Origin of the sequence: Micromonospora inositola, assembly GCF_900090285.1 — a bacterium.
GTDB classification, from domain to species: Bacteria; Actinomycetota; Actinomycetes; order Mycobacteriales; family Micromonosporaceae; genus Micromonospora; species Micromonospora inositola.
Genome location: NZ_LT607754.1, coordinates 5194222 through 5210195 on the forward strand (window position 1 = coordinate 5194222; position 15974 = coordinate 5210195).

Annotated in this window: 18 protein-coding genes and 1 pseudogene; 13 read left to right on the top strand and 6 right to left on the bottom strand. The window is 67.5% G+C overall.

What is annotated here, in order from left to right; all coding sequences use genetic code 11:
• Nucleotides 1–26 precede the first annotated feature (26 nt).
• The 7 genes from GA0070613_RS33715 to GA0070613_RS24755 all read left to right on the top strand — a co-directional run bounded on the left by GA0070613_RS33715 (nucleotide 27) and on the right by GA0070613_RS24755 (nucleotide 5928).
• Complete coding sequence (locus GA0070613_RS33715) at nucleotides 27–215, top strand: CGNR zinc finger domain-containing protein (protein WP_231929444.1); 189 nt, start codon at nucleotides 27–29, stop codon at nucleotides 213–215.
• 28 nt (nucleotides 216–243) lie between these two features.
• Nucleotides 244–621 (top strand): hypothetical protein, encoded by a 378-nt coding sequence (locus tag GA0070613_RS24730; protein WP_089014472.1) that lies wholly within the window; start codon nucleotides 244–246, stop codon nucleotides 619–621.
• A gap of 317 nt (nucleotides 622–938) precedes the next feature.
• Nucleotides 939–2246 carry an ABC transporter substrate-binding protein gene (locus GA0070613_RS24735; protein ID WP_157746510.1) on the top strand — a complete coding sequence of 436 codons (1308 nt, stop codon included), beginning with the start codon at nucleotides 939–941 and terminating at the stop codon, nucleotides 2244–2246.
• Nucleotides 2243–3172, top strand: a complete 930-nt coding sequence (locus GA0070613_RS24740) for a carbohydrate ABC transporter permease (RefSeq protein ID WP_089014474.1) — start codon at nucleotides 2243–2245, stop codon at nucleotides 3170–3172. Before GA0070613_RS24735 ends, GA0070613_RS24740 begins: the two co-directional genes overlap by 4 nt.
• A complete protein-coding gene (locus GA0070613_RS24745) occupies nucleotides 3172–4011 on the top strand; it encodes a carbohydrate ABC transporter permease (protein WP_089014475.1) in 840 nt (279 codons plus the stop codon). Before GA0070613_RS24740 ends, GA0070613_RS24745 begins: the two co-directional genes overlap by 1 nt.
• 20 nt (nucleotides 4012–4031) lie before the next feature.
• On the top strand, nucleotides 4032–4961 hold the full coding sequence (locus tag GA0070613_RS24750) for a nucleoside hydrolase (RefSeq protein WP_089014476.1): 930 nt from the start codon (nucleotides 4032–4034) through the stop codon (nucleotides 4959–4961).
• A gap of 34 nt (nucleotides 4962–4995) precedes the next feature.
• A complete protein-coding gene (locus GA0070613_RS24755; protein ID WP_172876024.1) occupies nucleotides 4996–5928 on the top strand; it encodes a LacI family DNA-binding transcriptional regulator in 933 nt (310 codons plus the stop codon).
• Nucleotides 5929–6223: 295 nt separating this feature from the next.
• Here the strand turns inward: GA0070613_RS24755 and GA0070613_RS24760 are convergent, their stop codons facing one another.
• Complete coding sequence (locus tag GA0070613_RS24760; RefSeq protein ID WP_089014478.1) at nucleotides 6224–7210, bottom strand: ATP-binding protein; 987 nt, start codon at nucleotides 7208–7210, stop codon at nucleotides 6224–6226.
• Nucleotides 7211–7823: 613 nt separating this feature from the next.
• Between GA0070613_RS24760 and lexA the strand changes: the two genes are divergently transcribed.
• Complete coding sequence (gene lexA / locus GA0070613_RS24770; protein WP_089014480.1) at nucleotides 7824–8474, top strand: transcriptional repressor LexA; 651 nt, start codon at nucleotides 7824–7826, stop codon at nucleotides 8472–8474.
• 57 nt (nucleotides 8475–8531) lie between these two features.
• Here lexA and GA0070613_RS24775 read toward each other — a convergent pair whose 3' ends face one another.
• Nucleotides 8532–8780: a helix-turn-helix domain-containing protein gene (locus GA0070613_RS24775; protein ID WP_157746511.1), complete on the bottom strand. Its 249-nt coding sequence runs from the start codon at nucleotides 8778–8780 to the stop codon at nucleotides 8532–8534.
• Nucleotides 8781–8912: 132 nt separating this feature from the next.
• On the opposite strand from GA0070613_RS24775, the gene GA0070613_RS32360 reads away from it, so the two are divergent.
• On the top strand, nucleotides 8913–9629 hold the full coding sequence (locus GA0070613_RS32360; protein WP_157746512.1) for a hypothetical protein: 717 nt from the start codon (nucleotides 8913–8915) through the stop codon (nucleotides 9627–9629).
• Between the two features lie 41 nt (nucleotides 9630–9670).
• Entirely contained in the window at nucleotides 9671–9892 is a 222-nt protein-coding gene (locus tag GA0070613_RS24780) for a hypothetical protein (RefSeq protein WP_157746513.1), read from the top strand.
• A gap of 156 nt (nucleotides 9893–10048) precedes the next feature.
• On the opposite strand, the gene GA0070613_RS24785 is transcribed toward GA0070613_RS24780, so the two are convergent.
• The 3 genes and pseudogenes from GA0070613_RS24785 to GA0070613_RS24800 all read right to left on the bottom strand — a co-directional run bounded on the left by GA0070613_RS24785 (nucleotide 10049) and on the right by GA0070613_RS24800 (nucleotide 12176).
• Nucleotides 10049–10351 carry a hypothetical protein gene (locus GA0070613_RS24785; protein WP_089016174.1) on the bottom strand — a complete coding sequence of 101 codons (303 nt, stop codon included), beginning with the start codon at nucleotides 10349–10351 and terminating at the stop codon, nucleotides 10049–10051.
• A gap of 903 nt (nucleotides 10352–11254) precedes the next feature.
• Nucleotides 11255–11509, bottom strand: a pseudogene (locus tag GA0070613_RS24795) (transposase); the annotation flags it as partial.
• Nucleotides 11510–11534: 25 nt separating this feature from the next.
• A complete protein-coding gene (locus GA0070613_RS24800; RefSeq protein ID WP_089014483.1) occupies nucleotides 11535–12176 on the bottom strand; it encodes a TetR/AcrR family transcriptional regulator in 642 nt (213 codons plus the stop codon).
• A gap of 139 nt (nucleotides 12177–12315) precedes the next feature.
• Between GA0070613_RS24800 and GA0070613_RS24805 the strand changes: the two genes are divergently transcribed.
• Nucleotides 12316–13050, top strand: coding sequence for an SDR family NAD(P)-dependent oxidoreductase (locus tag GA0070613_RS24805; RefSeq protein WP_089016175.1), 735 nt, complete (start codon nucleotides 12316–12318; stop codon nucleotides 13048–13050).
• Nucleotides 13051–13085: 35 nt separating this feature from the next.
• Nucleotides 13086–13709 carry an NADPH-dependent F420 reductase gene (locus GA0070613_RS24810; RefSeq protein WP_089014484.1) on the top strand — a complete coding sequence of 208 codons (624 nt, stop codon included), beginning with the start codon at nucleotides 13086–13088 and terminating at the stop codon, nucleotides 13707–13709.
• 233 nt (nucleotides 13710–13942) lie between these two features.
• Here the strand turns inward: GA0070613_RS24810 and GA0070613_RS24815 are convergent, their stop codons facing one another.
• Nucleotides 13943–14710: a GNAT family N-acetyltransferase gene (locus GA0070613_RS24815; protein WP_157746514.1), complete on the bottom strand. Its 768-nt coding sequence runs from the start codon at nucleotides 14708–14710 to the stop codon at nucleotides 13943–13945.
• Between the two features lie 317 nt (nucleotides 14711–15027).
• On the opposite strand from GA0070613_RS24815, the gene GA0070613_RS24820 reads away from it, so the two are divergent.
• On the top strand, nucleotides 15028–15879 hold the full coding sequence (locus tag GA0070613_RS24820; protein WP_197698975.1) for a tyrosine-type recombinase/integrase: 852 nt from the start codon (nucleotides 15028–15030) through the stop codon (nucleotides 15877–15879).
• The last annotated feature ends 95 nt before the right edge of the window (nucleotides 15880–15974 follow it).

Here is a 15974-nt window from a genome sequence, read left to right on the forward strand (position 1 = left end):
CACACGGCGGCGCACCCATCGACGCAGTGGATCTGTTCGCCGGCCCGTACGCGGACCGGATCCGGGAGTGCACCTCGCGCGGCTGCTGTCTGGTCTTCGTGTACACCTCGCTTCCAGGCCGCCGCCGTTGGTGCGGAGAAGCTGGAGCAAAACCTGCCGGCCAAGCTCCAGCGTCTCTACGTGGAGGACCAAGGATCCCCCCAGTTGCCACCTGATCGAACGCCTGTTCGATAGCCTGCCCTCGTGGAGTGGCGAACACGCTGGCACATCACGATCCGCTGGGACCGGGCCGACAACTCGCCCGCCGGCGTGACCGTCGTCGAGCACGCCGTGGACTCCCCCGCCGAGCTGCGGCACCTGGTCCAGGCCGCCCGCGCCGACCCGCACGTGGTCGCCTACCCCTACCGACGGGTACGCGAGCTGGTCGGCGACGAGCCGGACGAGTGCCACAACGGGCACGGCTACGTAGGCGGCTCGGTGACCACGCCGATGCGGGGCTGGTGGCCGTGCCGCTGCGGCGGGCACCTGGTCATTCGCTGCCGCATGTGCCCCGACGCGCAAGTCGAGCCGCCGCTCGGCGCGGACTGCGACACACGCAAGAGACGAGCCACGTCGCCGTGACCCGCCCCGCTGGTCCGCTCAGCGGACTAGCGATCTCTGGTCGCTAGTACTCCAGCCGGTGATCGTGATCAGGGTTCGGTGAGGGCTTGTCTGGCGTAGTGGCTCCCAAGATCCAGGAGACACGCCCCTAGGAGCGGGACGCTCGGGCGCGCCTCGGCCGCCAGTCGAACCGCTCGGTCCCGGAAGTCAGCATCTGCCTCTTCCCCTCGTTGGCTGAGACTGCTAACTTTCCCATCTAAGCGATTAGACTAACCGCTTAGATGCGGAGCCAGCGTCGGCTCGGCTCCCTTGAGATGAGGATCCCTGAGGAGCCAGCCATGAGCACATCAATCCGCACGCTGGTCGGCGGGGTCGCCGTCGCCTCCGTTCTCGCCCTGTCCACGGCCTGCTCCGGCTCGTCGTCACCAGCAGCATCGACGGCCGACCAAGGTCCCGCGACGGGTACGGTCAACGTCGTCGGGTCGGATGACGCGAAGGCCTACGCCCCGGTCATCAAGGCGTTCGAGGCCGCGAACCCGGGCATCAAGGTCAACTACAGTCAGGTCCCGTTCGACCAGTTCAACGCCACCCTCCAGCAGCGTCTGAGCGGGAAGGACTCGACGATCGACGTCTACACCGTCGACCAGCCCCGCGTGGCCCAGCTCGCGGCCAAGGGCTTCCTCGTCGACCTTGGCGACCTCGACGGCAAGCTCAAGGAGGTCACGTCGAGCGGGTCCTACGACGCCAACCATTTCAAGGGCAAGCTGTGGTCGCTGCCCATGTGGAACTCCACGCAGTTCCTTTTCTACAACAAGGCCGCACTCAAGAAGGCGGGCGTCACGCCGCCGACCGCGGACCCGCAGCAGCGTTGGACGTGGGAGCAGGTGGCCGCGGCGGGCAGGAAGGCCCAGGACGCGGGGATCAAGTACGGCCTCTTCCTCGAGCAGCCCGAGGCCTACTACCAGCTGCAGCCACTGATGGAATCCGTCGGCGGTGGCAGCGGCATCACCGGCGACGACATGCTCACCCCCGCGATCACCACGGACGGCTGGAAGAAGGCGCTGACCTGGTACGGCGAGACCTTCTCCTCCGGGCTCTCCCCGCGGGGCATCGGCGGCTTCCAGACCGGGCCGGTCTTCTCCGACGGCAACGTGGCCTTCTTCGTCGGTGGCCCGTGGGACATCGGCATCTTCGCCGGTTCCAAGGTGGACTGGGGGGTCGCGCCGATGCCGTACTTCGAGGGTGGCAAGCCGTACAGCCCGACGGGCTCGTGGTCGCTCGGGATCAACCCGGCCAGCAAGCAGCAGGGGATGGCCCGCAAGTTCATCGAGTTCGCCACTCTCGACCCGGCCGGCAACAAGGCGACCACCGACGCACTGACCATCATCCCGGCCAACACCCAGGCTGAGGCCGAGTACCTCCCGGGCCTGGAGAAGCTCGCCGGGGAGCGTAGCGCTGGGGTGGCGGACCTCGTGAAGTACGAGTCGGCGAAGTCCGCCCTGCCGCGCCCGGTCTCGGTCGGCTACATCCAGTTCGAGGAGGTCCTCGGCAAGGCCTTCGCCGACATCCGCAACGGCGCCGACGCCCCCCAGCGCCTCGAGGAGGCCACCGCCCAGCTCAACGACGCCTGGAAGTCGATCAAGTGACCGACGTCAAGGCCGCGGCGCCCACCCTCTCGGGTGGGCGCCGCACCCGGGCGGCGCAGCGCACGGGTCGGCCCGGCCAGGGCAGGGTCGCGTTCCTCTTTCTGCTCCCGGCGCTGATCTCGTTGGGGATCCTGCGCCTGTTCCCCGCAGGAGTCGCGCTCGTCGACGGCTTCTTCCGCGAGAGCCTGCTGCGGGGAGGGCGCTCGTTCGTCGGGTTGCACAACTACGTCGACCTGATCTCCAACCCCGACTTCCGGCAGTCCGTTGGGGTCACGCTGCTGTTCACCCTCATTGTCAACCCGCTCCAGGTCGCGGTCGCACTCCTCCTTGCCATTCTCTTCACCCAGCGGGCGGCGGGGTCGCACTGGTGGCGCTCGCTGGTCATCCTCCCGATCGCCACGCCGCCGGCCGTGTCGGCGGTGATCTGGAGCGTCATCTACCGGCCCGACGGCCTGGCAAACGGGTTCCTCGAGATGCTGCGCCTGCCGCCGCAACCGTTCCTGACGTCGCCGGTGCAGGCGCTCCCGGCGATCATCATCCTGCTCTCGTGGATCGGCGTCGGCTACTGGATGCTTTTCCTCATCGCGGGGATCAACGACATCCCGGCCCAGGTGAACGAGGCCGCGAGCCTCGACGGCGCCGGCTGGTGGCGTCGCCTCTGGCACATCACCCTGCCGCTCGTGCGGCGCCCGCTGGCCTTCGTGCTCGTCGCCGACACGGTCTCCAACCTGCTCGTCTTCGCCCCGGTCCAGATCCTCACCAAGGGCGGGCCCAACGGAAGCACCAACCTGATGATGTACGACATCTACAACCGCGCCTACGCGATCGGTGACATCCACACCGGGCAGGCCGAGGTCATCCTCCTCGTGGCCGTGACCCTGGTCGTCGTCGCCGCCCAGTTCCGCCTCCTGCGAGGTGACGACTGATGAACACCACAGCTCGCACTCCGGCCTACTGGGTGCGCACCGTCGCGGTCGCTCTCGTCGGACTGGCCTTCTTCCTGCCCCTGCTGTGGGTCGTCGCCGCGTCGGTGCGTCCGGGGTCGGAGACCTTTTCCCGGCTGAGCCCCATTTCCTGGGATTCGTTCGTCACCCTGACCCCGACGTTCCAGAACTACCTCAACCTGCTGGACGGCGACCTGGGCCGGGCCACCCTCAACTCGATACTCGTCAGCGCCGTCACGGTCGCCGTGGGCCTGCTCGTGTGCGCGATGGCGGCGTTCGCCCTGTCCGCGTTCCAGTTCCGGGGGCAGACCCTCGTGTTCGCCGTCGTCGTCCTCAGTTTCCTGATCCCCTTCGACGCCATTGCGATCCCGCTGGCGGACATATTCCGCGACTGGAACCTCACGAACACGTTCGTCGGGCTAGTCCTGCCCGGCATCGGCAACGGCATGGCCATCTTCCTGCTGCGGCAGTTCTTCCTGGCCATCCCCCGCGAGCTGGTCGAGGCCGGACGGCTTGACGGCCTCGGCTGGCTCGGCATCTTCACGCTTATCTACCTGCCGCTATCGCGCCCAGCACTCATCGGCGCCGGCCTGACCCTGTTCCTCTTCCAGTGGCAGTCCTACGTCTGGCCCCTGCTCATCGGGACCGACCGTGAGCACATCCTCGGTCCCGTCGCCCTCGCCAGCATGCAAGGCCAGAACGTCGTCGACTACGGCCTCGTCTTCGCCGGCGCCGTCGTCCTCACCCTGATCCCGCTGGTCGTGATCGTCATGTTCCAGCGCTACTTCATCCAGTCCGTCTCCAGCAGCGGCCTCAAGTGACCCCAAGGAAGCCAACGACCGTGCAGAACCCCGTTCACACCGTCATTCTCGACACGGACATCGGGACCGATGTCGACGACGCCATGGCCCTGGCGCAGATCCTCGGCAGCCCCGAGATCTACCTGGACTCGGTCACCACCGTCTACGGCGACACCACGCTCCGAGCCCAGATCGCCCACCGCTACGGCACCCTCGCAGGACGCGAGTTGCGCGTCCACGCCGGGCGGACCACGCCCCGCACCGGGCGCGAGGTCTACTGGCCCGGCCACGAGGGAAGCCTCCACGACGACCTGGCCGACGCCCGGGTGGAGCCAACCGATGCCGTCGACCACCTCATCGCGCGGCTGGGTCAGGCCCCGGGCCAGTTCGACGTCATCGCCATCGGGCCGCTGGCCAACATCGCGGCGGCCCTCGAGCGCGAACCCCGCATCGCCCAGTGGATCCACCACCTGTGGATCATGGGAGGCGACTTCGGCGACCCCGGCGAGGCCGAGCACAACTTCCTCAGCGACAGCCGCTCCACCCAGTTGGTGCTGACGGCGGGGATCCCCACCACCATCACCGGCCTCGACGTCACCAGGCAGCTGCAGATCCGTAGCGACGGCCTCGAGCGAGTCGGCGCCGCCGGACCGCTGGGCCAGGCCCTCCGCGCGGACATGACCCAGTGGTGGGAGTTCTGGCAGAAGGAGTGGAACGTGCCCCACGACCCGGTCACGGTGCTCACGCTCACCCACCCCGAGCTGTTCACCTTCTCCGGCCCCGGCCGGGTTGAGGTGAGCACCTCCAGAGCCGACGAGGGGACGAGTAGATTCGTGTCCGATGTCAACGGCACAACCCGGATCTCCCTCAGCGTCGACGCCGAGTCCGCCGCCGAGGAGATCATCTCGGCCATCGAACGTGCCGGCCGAGCAGCCCCCCAGTCAGGCGCGCCCCATGCCCACAGCGCGTGACGTCGCAGAGCGAGCGGGAACCTCCACCGCCGTCGTGAGCTACGTGTTCAACAACGGGCCGAGGCCGGTGGCCGCCGCGACGCGTGAGCGGGTCCTGCAAGCCGCCGAGGAGCTGCAGTACCGGCCGAATGTGCTCGCCCGCGCCCTCAGCGCCGGCCGCACCCTTTCCATCGGGCTCGTCGTGCCGCACATCCGTAACCCCTACTTCGCGGCCCTCGCCGAGCAGCTAGAAGCGGCGACGCGCCAGAGGGACCACCTCCTCCTCATCGGCGACGCCGGCGGTGACGCCGACCAGGAACGCGCTCACATCAGCTCGTTCATCGGTCGCAAGGTCGACGGTCTCATCCTCGTCTCGGTGCGGGACCAGCAGGCCCTCATCAGCCTCGACACCGGCGGCGTTCCCGTGGTCGCGCTGCACCAGATGCCGCCCGGCTCCTCCGCGTCGAGCCTGTCGATCTCGTCCGTGGATGCCGCCCGCGAGGCCGCTCAGCACCTGGTCGAGCACGGCTACGAAAGCATCGGCGTGCTTACCGGTCCCATCGGCTCACCAGGCACGGACGAGCACCTCATCGGCGTCAGACAGGCTGTCGCGCACGCGCCGCACACCCGGATCGAGCACCGGGCCACGCCCGTCTCCAGGTACGCCGCACGGGACCTGCTCAGGACGTGGCTCGGCTCTCAAAATCGGCCGAGGTCCGTGTACTGCGCGACCGACGAGCAGGCATTCGGTGTCCTGAATGCAGCCTGGGAGGCAGGTCTGGCAGTCCCTGACGACCTCGCCGTCATGGGTGGCGACGGCACTCAGGACTGTGAGGTCACGGTCCCACCTCTCACCGCGCTGCGTCGCCCCGTTGCCGATCTCGCGTCGCGGGCGGTGGAGCTGCTTCTCGACCGCGACCCCTCGGAGGGGCCGGTGCACCTGACTCTCGAGCACGACCTCGTGTGTCGGGTTTCCTGCGGCTGCTGAAGCCCCCGCACGCCGCGTCTCGAACCTGCACCCCTTCGAGCCGGCGCCCGCCGGGCGTCGGCACCGGACGGTTCGACCGCCTCACACCGCCAGTCCGAATCGGTTCGGCAACGAGCGCAGCCGCCCTGGCTGGCCGAGCCTTCGTTGCCGCGGCCGTTGACGCCCAGCGGTGGGCCAGGCTCAATATCACGCTGCCTCGCCGCCGGTTGTCTTCTGCCCGCCGACGAAGGCCACGATTTCCTTCACCACTCGGGTGAGTTCGCCCACCGGTGGGAGATCGCGGTGGGTACATGGGCTAGTTGAGTGGGATGGTCTCTAGAAGCTGGCGGGTGATCGCTTCGCTGCCGTCGTCGATCGCGGCTAATGCCCCCGCGAGGATCAGGTGGGACAGGTTGCCGATCATCCCGTGCGTGCGTTCATGCAGGTACCGGTCCAGGCCTGTAAGAGTGCCGCCCTCGTGGCAGTGCAGCCGCAGTCCGGCTTCCAGCGTGGCCACCAGGCCCTCCCACTCAGGCCCATAGGGAATCGGCCCCGTATTGACGAACACGAACCGGCCAGCGGTCTGCGTGCCACGAACCCCGGTGAACAGCCCGGATTGTTCGAGGTTGATCCCTGCGTAGACGAACGTCGCCGGCAGGCGCTCGGTCAAGTATTTGAGCTGATCGGAAGGGTACTCACCGGCGGCGGTAGGCAGGTACAGGTTGTGGATCTCGTCAACCAGCACCAGGTCACATCGGGCTTCAGTGAGCGCTTGGCCGACCGCGTCGACGAAGTTGGTGAAGCTGGCCCGCGGGTTGATCGGTGACAGGCCGAGAAACCGGGCGACCTCCGCAGCAAGGTTGCGGGGAGACCATTGCGGCGGGGTGCTCACGTAGACCACGGGGATGCGGTCTTGGCTGGGATAGCGCTGGCGAACCCACAGCTCGTAGGCGCGCCCGAGCTGCGTGAGGCCGGTGCTCTTGCCCGTGAACGGGGGTCCCGACACGACCAGGCCACGGCGAGCGATGGAGTCGTGATGGTTGAGCTGGCTCAGCCCAACCTGCTCTTCGATCTCCTGAATAGTGGGGGTCGCCAAGACCACCCTTCCGCAGTGGTAGTCGAACCGGGCCTTGTTGTAGGCCGGGCGTACGGCCTCGGACAGCGCGGCCCACTCGGCCTCGGGGAGCAACTCGAAGTGGGGCGGGACCGCCTCCACAAAACGGCGCCAGCCGCGCAAGGTTGTGATCGGGTCGGGCCGCTCATTCGGCAGGCCGTCGCCGTGCGCCTCAGCGTTTACTGCCATTGCGTGGCCTCCTCGTTTGCATCGAAGACGGCGAGTGGAAGGCCTTGCCAGCTGCATCTCGCCTAGTTCCGGCTTGGCCGGTGTCGCCACGAATCGGTGCCGTCGGTAGTCGCGGTTGGGCGGGCAGAGGCGGATGCCGCGGCGCAGATAGGTGCCACCCCCCGACCCGCAGCCGCTGGTGGCTTCGCCATCGCACCGCCCTCTCAAATTGATCGACGATGATGGTAGCGGTCGCATGGCCGAAGGCGGAAGACATTCAGCGGGCCACGCCGGGGTCCGACATGACTTCAACCGGACATCGATCGGCCGTACGACGACCGGAAGGAGATTCACCCAGCTGCCGGTGGCGGTTAGCTTCGAGCCTCCATCTCCCGAACGAGGCCAGATCGGATGTGCAGCGGCGGTTGTTCGTGGAGACGAACCTGCCACAGCCGGGAACGCGGTCGTGGCTGACGGCGATCGGCGACAACGTCGACTACACCCACGTCTGCCTCGAAACGCACGTCCGGATACGGCTTCGCCGTTTCCCCGGGGAGCTCGAGGAGTTCGGATACCCGAACCCGCACCGAGCGCGTTAGTACGCGCGTTCTAAAATCTGTTGTATTGTCCATGGATGACAACCTCCGATGGGGCCGAGGCCGAGCCGCCCCACGTCAGCGCCAAGCAGCAGCGCGTCCTGACGGTGATTCACGATTGGATCCAGCAGCACGGCTACCCACCCACGGTGCGCGAGATCGGCGCAGCGGTCGGGCTTGGCTCTCCCTCGTCCGTGGCGTACCACTTGAACATGCTGGAACGGCGTGGCCTCCTGCGTCGTGAGGCAAACGCGTCCAGGGCGGTCGACATCCGCAGGGCGCGGGTTGGTACGGCATCGAACGGAGCAGACGAGCCAAGTGTCAAAGTTCCGGTGCTTGGCACTATCGCTGCCGGTGCCCCGATCCTCGCCGAGGAACACGTGGAGGACGAGCTGACGCTGCCTCGCAACCTAGTCGGGCACGGCATGTTGTTCGCTCTGATGGTTAAGGGCGATTCCATGATCGAGGCGGCGATCTGCGAGGGAGATGTGGTCGTCGTGCGCCAGCAGGCGGTCGCTGAGAACGGCGACATCGTCGCCGCGATGATCGAGGGCGAGGCGACGGTCAAGGTCTACCGGAGCCGCGGCGGTCGCGTCGAGCTGGTACCGCGAAATCCGCTCTACGAGGTGATCTCCGCCGAACACGCGGTCATCCTGGGCAAGGTCGTCTGTGTGCTTCGGCGCGTCTAGCGTCCGGCCGACGTCTGCTTACGGCGTCGGCGCCGTCCTCGGCTGCTGCGATGCCAGCTAGTTGGTACGGCTGTCTGTGCAGGCCGTCTGGGCTAGGTCGCCCAATGGCACGCCGACGGCATGCGCGATGCCGTGCAGGACGCCGATCGTGCAGTTGATGCGGCCTCCCTCGACCTCAACCAGCATCCGCCGTGAGATGCCGCTGCGCTCGGCGAGGCCGTCGAGGGTGAGATTGGCCGCGTGTCTGGCCTTCGCGACCGCATGGCCGAGCGCCGCAAGGTCCACGGGCGGCGGCGGCTCGATCACAAGAATTCAGGCAAGTCGCTGCCAGAACTCTTGTCAGTGCAGGATAATGCCCTAAATTGGTGGGCATGTGGCCGTCGCCCGTCGCCTCACTGCAGCTCCGTCCGGCGACCAAGCCCGGATCGCAGGATTGGGGTGGTCGCGAACGAGTTGGGCCACTGGCGCCCGTGCCTGCAGGACGGCGATGCGATGATCGACCGTGAGCGGGCCTACCGAGCCTTCGACGACCGCCATCCGTCGGCCCCGTGGGTCAGCGCGCACACCATCGCTGGCAAGGTGGCGAGCCTCCGTCGTGCGGTTTGGCGGGCACTCGTCGACGGCGCCGACGAGGCCATGCACGTCGCGCTGTCACCGACCCAACTCTCAGCGGCGATCGCAACAGCGTCTGGACGACGTCCGGCGAACAGGGCCAACGTCCAGGCATCCTTGAGATGGCTACAGGGGGCTGGATTGCTGAAGGTCGTCGACCACGGCAACGGCCAGCGCTGCAACACCTACCAACTCTGCATCCGAACGCCAAGGGGGTCGACCCGACCGCAGCGACCCGCGCAAGATCACCGGCTCCAGGCCTTCGACATCCGTGCCAAAGCATGGAGCCCGCAAAAACGCCGCACCTGGCGGGCTGTGTGGCAGGCGATCCTCGCGGCGGCCGACTCAGAGGGCGTCTTCGTCGGCGACGTAGCAGAGCTTGCTGACGCGGCGAGCGACAGGCTCGGCATCGACATCGCCGACGAGACAGTTGCAAAGATCCTGCGGTGGGGTGTCGCCACCCAGCTAACTGATCAAGCTCGTGGCGGACGCATTCCCTTGTATCGAATTAGGCCGCAACCTGCAGTGAGTTCCGGCTGTTGAGTTCCGTCCCAAACAAGCAGATGGACAGGAGGGGGACGCCGATGAGGCGGTACGAGGTTGCGCAGCAGGCAGACGAGCCCATCGACTGGAGTGCCGCCCACGTGGACACCACGGACCGGCGGACACGGGTGGCCTACACGCTGAGCTTCGACTCCGACGACAAGCTGCACCAGTGGCTGGAGGCCGAAGCGGGCCGGCGGGGAATGAACCCGATCGAGCTGATGCGAGACCTCCTGGGCGAGGCGTACCGGCGCGCCGCCTGACGGCATGCCGTCCAGCGCGGTGACTGCCTAAAGTCCGCCGGAGCAGCCGCCCGGTCAGGTCGAGGCGCTCGTGAGGTCCACCCACCTGGCTCGTGTCAGTTCTCAGGCGAAGTGGCCGCTTCTCAGTTGCCCTGGCCCCGGGGTCTGGCCAGCTTCTCATTGGACGGACTGGGTGGCGTGGGCGATCGCCCGGCGAAGCGCGGACAGCGAAACGGACCGGTCGTTCTCTAGTTCGGTCAGGCCGAGCTCGATCCACTCGCGGATGAGGGTGGATGGCTTGACGCCGGCCATATCTGCGGCGGCGCGTACCCGCTGGTCCAAGTCAACGGGCAGACGCACCAAGCGCATCACCATCGGCTCGGTGTCCGCCGTCGGCGGCAGCTCTATCTGGGCGGTCTCGTCGTACTCCACCTCGCCGCGGGCGAACGCCTCAGCCGCCCGGACCACGTCCTCGCTCATCACCCGCTGGCCTCCCACGCCTCGTAGCGCTTCAACTCAGCCGCCCGGACCACGTCCTCGCTCATCACCCGCTGGCCTCCCACGCCTCGTAGCGCTTCAACTCAGCCGGGGCCATCTCCCGGGCCCTGATGATCTGCTGGCCGAAGTCGTCGACCTTAAGACGGCAACGACCAAGGGCCGCCCGGCCTAGGTGCGTCCCATCACCGCAATGAAACACCGCCGCTGGCCGCGAGGGGCATATCCCGCCGCGACCACAGCACCTGCAGGACCTCGTGCGGCTCGACAACCACCACGGTAGTTCCACGGCTCGAACGCAGGACCCTTCCATGTCGCCCACCGGCGTGTCCCACTGCATTTCGCGTCGTCGCATGCGAGCAGGTTGGTGCAGGCGGTTGACCCTGGTGACGTTCCCATTCCAGCGGCTTGAGTTGCCTGGCACGCAGGCGCGGGTCACCGCGGTGAACGAGCAGTTGTGGGCGCTGGTCGAGCCTCGCTGTTACCACTCGTGGTGCTGGGATCCGATGGCCAGTCGGGGCTGACCTGGATGCACGAAGGGCCCGCGTTAGCGGGCCCTAAGGCGGGCGCGGGAGCCCCGAGGGGCGTCCTGCGGCCTCAGGCTACCAGTTTCTTTGTGGCCCGCCCGACTGGCAGGAGCGCGTTTTCGTTCTGAGCGAGTTCTTCTTTGGCGGGCCGTCCGCTGCCGGAGCGCATCACAGACCGTAGCCGAAACGGGCTAGCGCCGGCATCCGGATCTGCCGAGGAGCGGATACTCGATCGAGGACAGACCGGCAGTGGATGCGGGAGAATCGCGACGGTTGTGCCCGGTGGGATGGTGGGGGTCGGCCCAGTGTCACGCTGAGCGGGTCTGCCAAATTGACGGCTGAGCTTGGTTGTTGAGGTTGATCAGTGGGTGGCCGGGATGAGCCGGCCTTCGAAGGCGATCTGGAACGCGTTCAGCGGCGCTTTCCAGCGCATCGTCCACCTCCGACGGCCCGCTCCGGTTGGACCTAGGCTCACCAAAGCCATGCAGACGCACTTCAGGGCGGCCTGCTCGTTCGGGAAGTGACCCAGGGCTCGCACGGCCCTACGGATGCGGGCGTTGACCGATTCGATCGCGTTCGTGGAGCAGATGACCGTACGGATCTCCACGTCGCCGTCCGGCCGATGAGGCGTGATCGGGCCGTCATTGGCCTCCCACCGGAACGGGCGCAGGCCTGGTAGTTCCGCGGTCATCGCTGGGCTGCCGAGGAGATGACGCGGGGATGGCGTTGTCGATAAGGACGGCGGCGATGGCGGCGGCGATGGGGAAGGAATCGCTGTCGAGGACTCGGGTGCGGGCCGAGGCGCCGTCGATGAGCAGCGCGAGTTGTTCGCCGAGTTGTTCGGGGTTGGTGGCGCCGGCTTCGCGGGCGGTCTCGGTGAGCCGCGCGGCGATGGCGGTCTTGTACTCCCGTGCGTACTCGGATGCGGGGTGTTGCGGGTCGTGCAGTTCGACGGCCGCCGCGATGTACGGGCACAGGGGCGTGGACGCGGGCATCTCGAAGGCGGCGAGGAGCCGTTCGCGGGGTGTGAGGTCGGTGCGGTCGAACACGTCGGGCATGACGTCAGGATCGAATCGGCGCAGGTACTCGGCGACCAGCTCGTCCTTGCTGGGGAAGTGCTGGTAGGCCGTGCGCTTGGACACCTGAGCCGAGGCGCAGAGCTGGTCCATGCCGGTGCGGTTGATGCCCTGATCGCGGAACAGCTGTTGTGACGCGCTGAGGATGCGCTCGCGTGCGCCCCTGCCGCGGCGCTGGCCCAGCGGGCCCTTCTCCAACTCCGTCATGCCCCCAGCATAGACCCAGTTGGTACCGATCGGTGTACGTAGCTTGCGCGACGGCCAGCCGTCGGCTACGTTAGGTACACAGAATGGTTTACATACGAACTGCACTGTTTCGGATAACCATCAAATCAACGGAGTGATCATGGGAAAGCTCGATGGCAAGGTTGCGGTGATCACCGGCGGATCCACCGGCATGGCACTGGCCGGCGCCAAACTGTTCGTCGAGGAAGGCGCGCACGTCTTCATCCAGGCCCGGCGGCAGGAAGCACTGGACGACGCGGTCAAGCTGATCGGCCGCAACGTCACCGCCGTGCAGGGTGACGCTGCCGTGCTGGACGACCTGGACCGCTTGTACGACACCGTCAAGCGGGAAAAGGGCTCGATCGACGTGCTGTGGGCCAGCGCTGGGATGGGCGAACCCGCCGTCCTCGGCGAGATCACCGAGGAACAGTTCCACCGCGCCTTCTCGCTCAACGCGCGCGGCACCCTGTTCACCGTGCAGAAGGCACTCCCGCTGATCAACGACAACGGTTCAATCTTCATGACCGGATCCAACGCCTCCCTCGGCGCCTTCCCCGGCTGGAGCCTCTACGCGGGAAGCAAAGCCGTCCAGCAGGCCTGGGCCCGCGTCTGGCTCAACGAACTGCGCGACCGCAAGATCCGGGTCAACGTCCTGACCCCCGGCCAGGTCGGCACCGCCAAACAGGAAGAACTGTTCGACGAGGCGACCAGGGCCGCCTTCGAGTCCCTCATCCCCCGCGGGCAGATGGGCCGCCCCGAGGAGATCGCCACCGTCGCCCTGTTCCTCGCCTCCGATGACTCCAGCTACGTCAACGGCCTGGAACTGGTCGCCGACGGCGGCACCACCGCCCTCTGAAACACACACCCGGAATCAGGAAGAGAGCACACCTCGTGAGCAGCATTACCTTCATCGGTACAGGGAACATGGCCCGCACCATCGGCACGCTCGCGGTGGCGGGCGGCAACACCGTCGAGGTCATGGGACGCGATCAGTCCAAGGCCGATGACCTGGCCAAGGCTCTGGGCGGTGGCACGACGACGGGCGAGTGGGGCGCCGTCCCGGCCGGGGACATCGTCATCACGGCCCTGTTGTACGCCGCTGTCGTTCCGGTCGTCACCGAGTACGGAGACGCCCTGGCGGGCAAGGTCATCGTCGACATCAGCAACCCCTTCAACGCCACGTTCGACGGACTGGCCCACAGCGAGGAGACCTCGATCGCGCAGGAAGTCGCCAAGGTGGCCCCGGCCGGTGCCGGCGTGGTGAAGGCCTTCAACACCATCTTCCGTAATGTCCTGGAGAACGGCCGGCCCGACGTCTTCATGGCTGGCGACGATGCGCAGGCCAAGGCGGGCGTGGCGGCCTTCGTCGAGAGCCTCGGGCTGCACCCGCTGGACGTCGGCGGCCTGAAAATGGCGCACTGGCTGGAAGGAGCGGGCGTGGTCACGGTGGGCCTCGCCCGCAACGGGGTCGGCCACTGGGACTTCGCCCTCGGCGTCAACGAATTCACCGGCTGAGCCCCGGGGACAAAGCAGTCGACGAATAGGGAGCCGTGCGCCCTGACAATGGTTGATGGATCACCGACTCGCTGATGTCGGATCCGCCCGGCGCGCGGATCTGCCGCCGTCCGTGCGCGCACACTGATCCCAGAGTGGTCACGCTCGGTAGCTGGCCTTTGAGCCGAGCAGGCATCCTGATCTGCCGAAGTGCGGACGTTCGCGCTCCTGCGTAAGGAGCGGAGGCACATTGATCAGCCGGAACGGGAGAACTGGGTGATCTGGGCGACAGCAGTGAAGCCCAGCCGCCGGTAGAGGGGGATGCCTGGCCCGCTGGCGTCGAGGCTGGCCCGTGTCGCTCCCGACTTCACCGCGGAGCGCAGCGCGGCCGCTGTCATCGACAGCCCCACGCCGCCGCGGCGCCAGCCGGGATCGGTGTTGACGAAGAACACGTACGCGTCCGAAAAGAAGGTCCGCGATCCGCTCGTGCCGCGCACCACGCCGTCGTCGTCGACCGCCGCGAAGAGCCGGGGCCCTTCCGGCAGCGACCTCAGGTACGTGACGAGTGCCGCGGTCGACACCTCACCCGCTGGCATCGCCCGTCCGGCGGCCGCAACTGCATCCGTCAACGACACCCCGTCCGGTGGGTCCTCAGGGACGCGGCATACCGGGCGCAGAGTCAGGCCAGTAGGCAGCAAGGGCTCCGGCACGGTACGAAGGTCGCGGCACACCATCGCCGTGACCGCCTTCGGCGTCCACGTCCGGTCCCGGCGGATAAGCTCGGCGCACCGCCCGGCCGCCTCGTGGACCCTGACCGTGCCGGCCGAGGCGAGCGGCAGCACGGCCGAGAGCACGTCGAAGGCTCGGTCATCCAGGACCAAGAGCTGAGTGGGTGACTCCCCGTCGACCGGAACCAGTCCTTGGATGCCGAACCCGTCCACGCGCCGTGTTCCGGGGCCCTCAGCGGCGGCACACCGCGCATCGAACGCTGCGGCGTAGGCGTCAGGCGCTTGATCCGGCACTCGACGCAGCCTAGCTCCCGGCCGACACGATGTTCGTAGGTGTCACGACGAACGCTCGCGGTTCACGCGTGAAGGCAACACGCCGACCGCTAGTCGGCCCTCGCAGCCGCTGGCGGCCATGTGAGGGTCTCGTCTCCCCGTCCGCGAACGTGCGTGTTTCCGCCGCGACGACGCGCAGCCCGTTTACCGGATTTGCCGCAAGGAGGGCGCTGGCACTGACTGTGACTGATGACGCAGCGTGAGGTATGACTATCTCTCCCGCTTCCGGTCCCGGTCCCGGTGTCGTCTCTCCCGATCGCGTTGTTCTCCGCGCAGCGGTGTCTGCCTACCTCGGTCGGTACCGGGGTGACTCGCGGCTGCACACCGATTCCGACCTGCGCGTCTTCCTGACCTGGTGCACCGACCAGGATCTGGACCCGCTGTCGGCAGTACGTGTGGACATCGAGCGGTACGTGCGCTGGCTCCAGGACGTACGTCGCTTCCAGCCCTCGACAGTCTCCCGCCGCCTGTCGGTGGCGATCGGGTTCTACCGCGTCTGCGTCATCGATGGCATCCTGCCGCACTCACCAGCCGACTACGTCCGCAGGCCGGTGGTGCCCCTCGAATCACCTACCCTCGGGCTGGGCCACCTCCAGTTCGAGGCCCTGATCACCACCGCGCGGCGGTCGGCCAACCCGAACGACTTCTCCCTGATCGCCATGCTCGGACTCCTCGGGCTGCGGATCTTCGAAGCCTGCGGCGCCAACATCAGCGATATCGGTGAGGAACACGGCCATCGCGTCCTTCGCGTCCGCGGCAAGGGCGGCAAAGTCGTCCTCGTTCCGCTGCCGCCTGCGGTGGCTAGGGCTGTGGACCGTGCGGTGGACGGCCGCATCGACGGTCCGATTCTGCGCAACGCCATCGGGGCGCGGATGGACCGGCATGCGGCGACCCGCCGGCTCAAGCACCTGGCGTGCAGCGCCGGGATCCGGATGCCGAGGATGCACCCGCACATGCTGCGTCACACCTTCGTCACCACCATGCTCGACGCCGGCGTGAACCTGCGCGACGTGCAGATCGCCGCTCGTCACGCCGACCCCCGCACCACCATGCGCTACGACCGCGCCCGCAAGAACCTCGACCGCCACCCCAACTACATCCTCGCCGCCTACATGGCCTCCGGAACGTAGCGACCACAACAAGCGGATCTGCCGATGACAGTGCGCTGTCCGCTCACTACGCTGATAGGTAGCGATCCACCCAATCCGGCACTGTCGTGATCCTT